Source organism: Paenisporosarcina sp. P4_D4 (genome assembly GCF_056401835.1).
Genome location: NZ_JBFUIO010000095.1, coordinates 1 through 7,759, shown reverse-complemented (window position 1 = coordinate 7,759; position 7,759 = coordinate 1). Strand labels below are relative to the sequence as shown.

Here is a 7,759-nt window from a genome sequence, read left to right as displayed (position 1 = left end):
GCACTAGTTGATGCAGCCCTATTTACTAGTCTTTTAACTCATGGAATATTATTTGCAATTTTTGTTATATGGCTAACTAATTCCGTGGTTAACAGACACGAAAAGACTTGATGGCAAGCTCAAAAAAAAATGAGGGTGGAAAAATGGAGACTATAAAGGAAAAATTGCTTAATAAAACAGCAACACTGGGGGTCATAGGGCTAGGTTATGTTGGTCTTCCTCTTGCTGTGGAGAAGGCAAAAGCAGGGTACCGGACAATCGGATTCGATATACAAGATTCTAAAGTAGTTATGGTAAATTCCGGTATCAATTACATTGGAGATGTCGTGAACGAAGACCTTGAACAAATCGTACAATCCGGCTACCTTACCGCCACCTCAGATTTTGCACAGGTTGCACAAGCAGATTGTGTATGTATTTGTGTGCCGACACCGTTAGACCTCTATAAGCAACCGGATATTAGTTATGTGAAAGCTTCGGCAGAAAGTATTGTTCCTTATATGCATAAAGGAATGTTAATCGTTTTAGAATCTACAACCTATCCCGGTACAACAGAAGAACTCTTGAAGCCGATTTTTGAATCATCGGGTCTGAAATGTGGGGTCGATTTCTATCTTGCGTTTTCGCCTGAACGAGTCGATCCGGGGAATTTACGCTATAAAACGAAAAATACCCCAAAAGTGGTAGGGGGAATGACTGCAAAATGTACGGAAATCGCAGCGAGTTTATATGAGAGCATTTTAGAAGCACCGATTTATCGGGTTTCATCACCTGCGATTGCAGAAATGGAAAAAATCTTAGAGAACACCTACAGAAATATCAATATCGGCCTCGTCAATGAATTAGCCATTCTTTGTAACAGAATGGGTATTAATTTCTGGGAAGTGGTCGATGCTGCTGCAACGAAACCCTATGGATTTCAGGCCTTTTACCCAGGGCCAGGTTTAGGGGGCCATTGTATTCCACTAGATCCCTATTATTTATCGTGGAAAGCGCGTGAATATGGGTTTCACACATCCATGATTGAGGCTTCCATGATGATCAATGACCGAATGCCGGAATACTGTGTGGAACGAGCAAGTAATATTTTAAACAAATCGAAAAAGGCGTTAAGTGCATCGCGCATTTTAGTCCTTGGTGTCGCGTATAAACAGGATATTGAAGATTATCGAGAAAGCCCAGCGATTCGAGTTATCGAAGTATTAGAAAAAAACGCTGCTGATGTGATCTATTATGATCCTTATATTTCAGAATATCGTGATGAACACGGTGTGATCAAAAAAGGTGAATCAAAATTAACTGCGGAGCTTATTGAAAGTGCTGATTTAGTAATTATCACAACTGCCCATACAAAGGTAGATTATGATTTCGTTCAGCAACATGCGAAGGCAATCTTTGATACGAAAAATGCCATGCAGAATGTTTTGAATCGAGAAAAAATCGAATTGTTGTAAGGGGAGACGAAATGGAATTTACAACAAAAGCCTACATCGAGCTGCTGGAATTATTAAGACACAACGGGTATTACTTTTGCATGTATCGCGAAAGTGAAACTGTCAAAAAATCGGTCATCATCAGGCACGATGTTGATTTCTCACTTGAAAAAGCACTAGAAATGGCCAGACTAGAACATGATCTAGCCGTGAAATCAACCTATTTCATTCTATTATCCACTAATTTTTATAATATCTTTTCAAGAGAATCCTTCGAAAAGCTAAAACAAATCCAGTCGTTAGGCCACGAAATTGGCATTCATTTTGATGAAAAACGATATGATATTCAAACTATTGAAGATATGCAGAAAGCTGTACAAATGGAAGCCAAAATTCTCGGTAACTTACTAAATACTGAAGTGAAAGTAGTTTCCATGCATCGACCTTCCAAACTCGTATTAGAAAATGATATTCAATTCCATCAAATCATCAACTCCTATTCCTCCAAATACTTCAAAAGCATGAAATACGTATCAGATTCAAGAATGAATTGGCGAGAAGACCCGATTGAAACGATTGAATCTGGAAAATATGAAAAGCTGCACATTCTGACCCATCCTTTCTGGTATTCTACTGAAATTGAAACAATGGAAGTTAAGCTAAAGGACTTCCTCAAACAATCGATAAGTGAACGATATGATTTTATGTATGACAATTTCACCGCATTAGATCAAGTGATTGATTGGAAGGAGATAACAGGGTGATTCGTATAAAAGATATCACAGACTTTTTAGACACTACAGAAATGCCCTACACATTTATCGGTGATTCAGAACTCACGATTCATACCTATGTTTCCATTGAAAATATTGCTGCCAATTTAATTTCATGGATTAAAGACGAGAAAAAAATGCAAGCCATTATGGGAAAAGTCATTACAAATTCGCTCATTGTCTCACTACAATTTGATACAAGTTCTTTTGAGAAGGCAAACTTTATTTTTTGTGACAATCCAAAAGCCATGTACTTTACGATACTCAATCAATTTTTTCATGAAGAGACGAAGGTTGAATTTATTAGTGCAACATCGRTTGTTGAAACTAGGAGTATCGGTAACCAGGTTTACATTGGTCACCATTGTTATATAGGGCCAGAAGTTGTGATTTCAGACAATGTACGAATCGAAAATAATGTTTCGATCCAAGGGAAAGTCACGATTGGAAAAGATACAATCATTCGTTCAGGTGCTGTGATTGGTACTGATGGGTTCGGCTATTTTGAAAATACTGACGGGATCAATGTTAGAGTTCCCCATTTTGGCGGTGTGATCATTGGCGAAGATGTGGAAATTGGGGCGAATACGTGTATTGACAGAGGAACGTTAGGGGATGTGGAAATCGGGAATCATGTAAAAATTAACAACCTTTGTCACATCGCCCATAATGTCATCATTGAAGATCATGTCATGATTGCCGCGTTGGTCAATATCTCTGGAAGTGTGTGGATTAAGAAAAATGTTTATATCTCTCCTGCAGCGACGATTCGAAATCAAGTAACCATTGGCGCCAATAGTTTAATCGGCTTAGGTTCGGTCGTTGTAAAAGATGTGGAGGATAATGTGGTGATTGTCGGTGTGCCTGGAAAAAAAATAAGAAATCATGTGGGTGAGAAATGACGAACTTACGATTTGCCATCATCGGTTGTGGGAGGATTTCACCGAATCATCTGGCAGCTGCTATTCAAAATAAGTTAGACATTGTCGCCATTTGTGATCTCGATGAAAAGAAAATGGAGCAGACCCTTTCAACATTTGATTTAGGGGTTGCAGTAACTAAATATACAGATTATCGACAGATGCTGGCAATTGAAAAACCTGATTTAGTGGCGATTTGTACAGAAAGCGGGAAACATGGACAAATTGCATTGGATTGTATCGATTCGGGAAGCCATTTGATTATTGAAAAACCCATCGCGCTTTCTTTAGAAGAAGCTGATCAGATTATTGAAAAGGCAGAGGCGAAAAATTTAAAAGTAAGTGCTTGCCACCAAAATCGGTTTAATAAATCGGTTCAAAAATTGAGAGAAGCAGTAGAGGCAGGTCGTTTTGGTAGACTACTTCACGGAACAGCCCATATCCGCTGGAACCGTGGAGAGGACTACTACATCCAGGCACCTTGGCGAGGGACTTGGCAGCAAGACGGTGGGGCGCTCATGAATCAATGCATTCATAATATTGATCTTTTGCGGTGGATGATGGGTGACGACATTGTAGAAGTTGTTGGAATGACGGATAATTTAAAGCATCCATTTATCGAGGCAGAAGATCTTGGAATTGCGTTAGTTCGATTTGCGAACGGTAGTTACGGTGTAATTGAGGGAACAACAAACATTTATCCTCAAAATTTTGAGGAAACGCTCTATGTGTTCGGGGATCAAGGGACCGTTAAAATCGGTGGGAAATCAGTAAATATTATTGAAGAATGGCTGTTTGCGGATCAATTGGACGATTCACAGGAAGTAAAAGCCAAGTATCACGAGAATCCGCCAACCGTTTATGGCTTTGGACATACGCCACTCTATGCAGACGTCATTGAGGCGATTAAACAGGACCGTGAACCATATGTGACGGCTGAAGATGGCAGAAGGGCATTAGAACTCGTCCTTGCCATTTATAAGTCAGCAGCTGAAAAGAAAAGTGTCCAACTCCCACTGGAGAAGGCGAGTACATTGGATTTTATTAATATATTTCATTGAGTTAGTGAAAGTGGGCAGGGGAATGACTGAACTCGAAAAGTATCTGCAATTCAGCGAGCAGGAAACGACCATTCCTTTATTTTCAAAAGGCTGGTGGATGGATGCGGTTTGTCCGAATGAATGGGATGTCATCTTAATTAAAGAAAACGCCGAAATCTGTGCGTCCTTGCCATACTATCTCCAAAAAATCGGAACCGAGAAAGAAATTAGAAAAGCGACGTTAACCCAAACGAATGGCATCTGGATGCGATATCCACCAAATCAAAAATACGATAGAAAACTGACGTATGAAAAAAACATGATGAATACCATCATAGATGAAATCGAGAAACTCGGGTTAACAAAATACCAACAATACTTTCATTATTCCTTTACAAACTGGCTTCCTTTTTATTGGCGTGGCTACTCGCAAACAACAAGGTATACGTATGTCATACACCATACTTCCAATTTGGATGAAGTCTATCAAAATTTCAATTCCAATATACGAAAGAATATAAGAAAAGCAGAGAAAAGCTTGCAGGTTTATGAAGGTCTTGGAATCGATGAATTCTATCATTTAAATAAACTGACGTTTGAGAGGCAAAACTTAGAAATCCCTTATTCATTTGAAACGGTTTCGAGAATTGATGAAGCATGTGAACAAAAAAATGCTAGGAAAATATATTATTGTGCGGATGAGCAACATCAAATTCATGCCGCAGCTTATTTTGTTTGGGATGACGAGACGGTTTATTATTTAATGTCCGGTTCAAATCCTGACTATCGAAACAATCAATCCCTAACTTTACTGATTTATGAAGGCATTAAATTAGCAAGTAGGTTGAATCGGAAGTTTGATTTTGAAGGAAGTATGAAGCAAAATATCGAGCAGTTTTTCAGACAATTTGGTTCAAGGCAAATGCCTTACCATAATATTCATAAGGTTTTCTAGGGTTACGGACGTAATGGGTTTTCCGGGTGGAATTTATGTGGATTGGAGAGTGGCTATGCAGTTTCGTGATTTACAGGCTCAATATCAAACCTATAAACATCAAATCGATTCAGCGATTCAAGGTGTTTTATTTCATTCCAATTATATCGAAGGAAGAGAAGTAAAGGCACTCGAAGAACGATTAGCAGAATATGTGGGCGCGAAGCATTGCATCACGTGTGCGAATGGAACAGAAGCGATGACCCTTGTGCTGATGGCGTGGGGGATTGGGGAAGGCGATGCCGTTTTCATTCCAGATTTAACATTTTTCTCAACAGGAGAAGTGGTTTCGTTTTGCGGTGCAACACCGGTGTTTGTGGATGTATGTAAAGATACCTTTAACATGGATCCAACGCAACTAGAGAAGGCCATTGTTAAAACGTTGAAAGAAGGGAAAGTCACACCAAAAGTGATTATCCCTGTTGATTTATTTGGGTTACCTGCTGATCATCTTGAAATCGAGCGTATCGCAAAGAAATATCATTTACTTGTATTAGAAGACGCTGCCCAAGGCTTTGGGGGCAATATTCATGGGAAACGAGCATGCAGTTTTGGTGATGCCGCAACAACTTCTTTCTTCCCAGCGAAGCCTATAGGTTGTTATGGAGATGGTGGGGCAATTTTTACGGATGATGATGAATTAGCAGAGTTGTTAAAGTCTTTGAAGGTTCATGGAAAAGGCGAAAGTAAGTACGACAATATTCGCATTGGGTTGAATTCGCGACTTGATACGATCCAAGCAGCCATTTTACAAGTCAAGCTTGACGCGTTCATCCAGCATGAATTGGATGACGTAAACCGAATTTATCAACTTTATAATGAAAAATTGAGCGGAATGGTTGATACACCTGCCATCCCCGATGGATTTTTTTCCAGCTTTGCCCAGTATACTATTAAGCTTAAGAATAGGGAGCAACGGGATCAGTTACAACAACATCTCAATAAGAACGAGATTCCAAGTATGGTGTATTACGTGAATCCAATGCATAAACAGAAAGCATTTGTACATTTACAATTTAGTGAAGAAAATTTTCAAGTTACTAACGAGCTTTGTGATTGTGTTCTGTCGTTACCAATGCATCCATATTTGAAGGAAACGGATGTAGAACTTGTGGCAAAAGTGGTTTCAGACTATATCAAGAAGAGCAACTTATAGACGAGACAAATAGTGGAATATGTAATGAACGCATATTGGAGGGACCATCATCAAAAAAGTATGTCATATGACGAGTGCTCATGAACGTTATGATATTCGCATATTTGAAAAGGAATGTAAATCATTAGCAAGCCATGGCTATGATGTCTCCTTAATTGTAAATGATCAATTACCTAATGAAACAGTGGATCAAGTAAAGATCATCTCGACCAATTTTAAGCCAAAGAGCCGACTTGATCGGATGTTGAACTCCAAGAAAAAGATATTTAAAAAAGCGGTGGAAGTAGATGCCGAAATCTATCATTATCATGATCCTGAATTAATGCCAATCGGGAATAAGTTAAAAAAACGAGGAAAGAAAGTCATCTTTGATTCCCACGAAAATTATCCGATGCAAATTAAAGAAAAAGAATATATTCCAAAGTTTTTACGGAAGGTCATCGCAAAAATATATTTCATGTATGAAACCTATTCGATTAAACGAATTGATGCGGTCGTCTTTCCATGTACGTATAGTTTGAAAAATCCTTTTGAAAACCGGGCGAAAAAAACGGCATTTATCGATAACTTTCCCATGTTACACGAATTGTACGATCGTTTTAATGAAAAGGAAGAAAAACTAAAGAATACGATTTGTCATATTGGCACGCTAACCCATGATCGAGGTATTACGTATAACATTCAAGCTGCCTATAAAGCGAAGGTTAACTTGATATTGGGGGGCGTCTTATCCCCTGATCGTTATCTTCAAGACGTTCGTGGAATGAAAGAGTTTGCGTGTGTGGATTATAGAGGTCATGTAAATCGAGAAGAAGTAACGGATATTTTGCGAAAAAGTAGGATTGGTCTATGTACAGTTTTAAATGTTGGCCAATATAACAAAGGCGATCATTTTGCAACAAAAGTCTATGAATATATGGCGATGGGATTGCCCGTAATTATAACCGATTTTCCATATGCCAGGGAAGAATTGAAAAGATACAAATTTGGCATCCCAGTTGACCCCGAAAATGTTGATGAAATCGCAGAGGCTATTTTGTATTTATTGAAAAACCCTGACATTGCAAAAGAAATGGGGAAAAATGGCCGCTTAGCGGTGAAAGAAAAATACAATTGGAGTATCGAAGAACAAAAATTATTCCGTTTATATAAGAATCTATAATACGTAAACCATCTGCCATCGAACACGTTAGTCTTGTGTGTACACACAAAAAAATGGTTAAGTAGGGTATGACTTCGTGGCTACAATCTAGAAAGCCGTTTTGGCACATCAATATTTAGTAGGGAGTACGCCATTTGAGTAAGAAAAAGTTTTTGATTGATTCACTATTAAATATTGTCGCTACAGCCATACCGATTATTATTCTTCAATTATTCACTTTACCTATTATTGGGGATCGATTAGGTGAAGAGCAATACGGTTTGGTCGTTACTTTAATCAGT

At 38.6% G+C, this 7,759-nt stretch carries 7 protein-coding genes; all 7 read left to right on the top strand.

Going from position 1 to position 7,759, the window contains the following annotated elements; translation table 11 throughout:
* The first annotated feature begins 143 nt into the window (after positions 1-143).
* Entirely contained in the window at positions 144-1,454 is a 1,311-nt protein-coding gene (locus AC1DSL_RS14430) for a nucleotide sugar dehydrogenase (RefSeq protein WP_477532694.1), read from the top strand.
* Positions 1,455-1,465: 11 nt separating this feature from the next.
* Positions 1,466-2,197, top strand: a complete 732-nt coding sequence (locus AC1DSL_RS14425) for a polysaccharide deacetylase family protein (RefSeq protein ID WP_477532693.1) — start codon at positions 1,466-1,468, stop codon at positions 2,195-2,197.
* Positions 2,194-3,108: a DapH/DapD/GlmU-related protein gene (locus AC1DSL_RS14420; protein WP_477532692.1), complete on the top strand. Its 915-nt coding sequence runs from the start codon at positions 2,194-2,196 to the stop codon at positions 3,106-3,108. The genes AC1DSL_RS14425 and AC1DSL_RS14420 overlap by 4 nt, the downstream gene beginning before the upstream one ends.
* Positions 3,105-4,187 (top strand): Gfo/Idh/MocA family protein, encoded by a 1,083-nt coding sequence (locus AC1DSL_RS14415; RefSeq protein WP_477532691.1) that lies wholly within the window; start codon positions 3,105-3,107, stop codon positions 4,185-4,187. The genes AC1DSL_RS14420 and AC1DSL_RS14415 overlap by 4 nt, the downstream gene beginning before the upstream one ends.
* Positions 4,188-4,209: 22 nt before the next feature.
* A complete protein-coding gene (locus AC1DSL_RS14410) occupies positions 4,210-5,121 on the top strand; it encodes a GNAT family N-acetyltransferase (RefSeq protein ID WP_477532690.1) in 912 nt (303 codons plus the stop codon).
* Positions 5,122-5,158: 37 nt separating this feature from the next.
* Positions 5,159-6,316, top strand: coding sequence for a DegT/DnrJ/EryC1/StrS family aminotransferase (locus tag AC1DSL_RS14405; RefSeq protein ID WP_477532689.1), 1,158 nt, complete (start codon positions 5,159-5,161; stop codon positions 6,314-6,316).
* 67 nt (positions 6,317-6,383) lie between these two features.
* Positions 6,384-7,478: a glycosyltransferase gene (locus AC1DSL_RS14400; protein ID WP_477532688.1), complete on the top strand. Its 1,095-nt coding sequence runs from the start codon at positions 6,384-6,386 to the stop codon at positions 7,476-7,478.
* The last annotated feature ends 281 nt before the right edge of the window (positions 7,479-7,759 follow it).